Source organism: Thermanaeromonas sp. C210 (assembly GCF_013167955.1).
Lineage (GTDB): Bacteria > Bacillota > DSM-521 > Neomoorellales > Neomoorellaceae > UBA12545.
Genome location: NZ_BLWF01000010.1, coordinates 1 through 1,866 on the forward strand (window position 1 = coordinate 1; position 1,866 = coordinate 1,866).

The 1,866-nt window shown below is 46.3% G+C and carries 1 pseudogene; it reads right to left on the bottom strand.

Annotated elements, in window-relative coordinates:
* Positions 1 to 125: 125 nt before the first annotated feature.
* Positions 126 to 1,512: pseudogene (locus tag TAMC210_RS13155) on the bottom strand (IS1634 family transposase); the annotation flags it as partial.
* Positions 1,513 to 1,866: the final 354 nt, after the last annotated feature.

The window sequence follows — 1,866 nt, forward strand, 5'->3', positions numbered from 1 at the left end:
TTTGACTTGTGATATACTGGCATTGGTGGCGGTTACCTCCTTTTGTATGGATTGTCCACCTCTGTTATATCACAGAGGATTGAGGGACCGCCACCTTCATTTTCCACGATTTTTGGGACAACGCCCACAAAGTGTCCCTTAATCCGCCTTTCGGTCCAGTGAAAAACCGGCCGGACTTCCAAGGTGCTTTTCATAAGACGAAAAGATTCTTCAATCCGCCACAGGTTGTGGTAAGCCTCCAGGATGTCCCGGGCACTCATTTCTTTCTCGCTGGTCTGAATGCCGTAATAGCCATCAAATTGTTGGTCCCGGTTAATTGCTTCTTCGTCTAGTATCCATGTCCCGGTGCAGTTAACTTCTTTGAGGTATTTCCTACCACCGCGTTTGTTGCTGGCCCGGATTTGGGCCTTGCTTTCTAAAAGGGTTTGGGCTTTCTCAATTAACCTTTCCCGGTCAGCCCGGTCTTTTTCCGCCCGCCGGCTGGAGTAGGTGACGATTAGCTTTTCCGGTAACCTGTATTTTTCCCCTTCGGCGGTGAACTCGTTTATGTACTCGATAACTTTGTAGCGGATAACTTCTCCTTCCTCGTCCTTTATCTCCTGGTAGCCGTTTTCGTCTAATATCATATCAGTAATCTCTTTCTTCATGTTTTTGATACGGGCGGCAAAGATGTAGCTGTAGCCCCGTTCCACTATGCGCTTTAAATTGAGCTTGCTATTAATCCCCCGGTCGGCGACGATAATCACCCGGCGCAGGCCAAAACGTTTTTCCAACTTTTCTAAGGCTACCTCCAGGGTCTTACCGTCAAAGGTATTACCAGGGAAAAGCTCATAACCAATCGGCCGGCCCTCACAATCGATAAGCAGGCCCAGTACCACCTGGACTTCATTAAACTTGCCGTCTTTACTAAAGCCAAAATCACGAAGAGAATCGGCCTCGACGCTAGCAAAGGAAAAGGTCGTTACATCGTAAAAAACTACATCTACCTGCATGTTAAAAAGGTGGCGGTTCTTTTTGAACATCTCCTCTTCCAACAATTCTTTATACTCGCAGAGTAGGTCCAAGGAGCGGTAAAGGTGGTTCAAGCCCACTTCGGGTAAACTGGCATAACGGTGCTGATGCATGTAGGTACCTAATTTGCTCCTGGGTTCAAGGAGGTGCTGGACGACCATAAGAAAACTGGCTCCACTTAAGTCGAATTGTATCTTGCGTTTGGCGCTAATGTTACGGAGAAGTTTGGGTAATTCAAATTGATTCCAGAGCTTCTGGGTAGACCACATAACCCCAGTTCTTGATCTGCGCCTCAGAAAAGTTCTCTAAACTGGTCACCTCCCTGGCCTTGGACAATTCTAAAAGGCGCTTACCAAGCCTTTGAAAGCTGGGGTTGTTTTCGATCTCGTCCAGGCGACCGAGATTAAGGAGTACTTTGTGTTTAACAACACCATTTTCCCGGTAAGACTGCACCAGTTGAACGTATTGATAGTTTTTGGATTTGGTTATTTTGATGAACATGCTTAGATGATACCACTATTATTGCCTGTTGTCTAGATAATATTTGCTCTCTGACAAACTTAGTTGCCACTACATTTTGGCTCTATTTACCCCTCAAACCTAGATTTTATGCGGAGCCACCAATCGGGAAACCCCGGCAACTGATAAACTTAGGAGCGCTATAAAACACCGCTTACCATATTGCAAGGTCCTTGCTCTTCAAGTGGTTAAATCGGAGAAGCCAAAGGAAGGTAAGCGTCAAATACTACCCACCTTGTTGGGTTGCGGTAGTAAGCATAAAAGAACCCCTACCGAATCATCTAAGGGGTAGGGGCTAAAACAAGCTTAATTATTCATCCGGCAAACGGGGGGCAG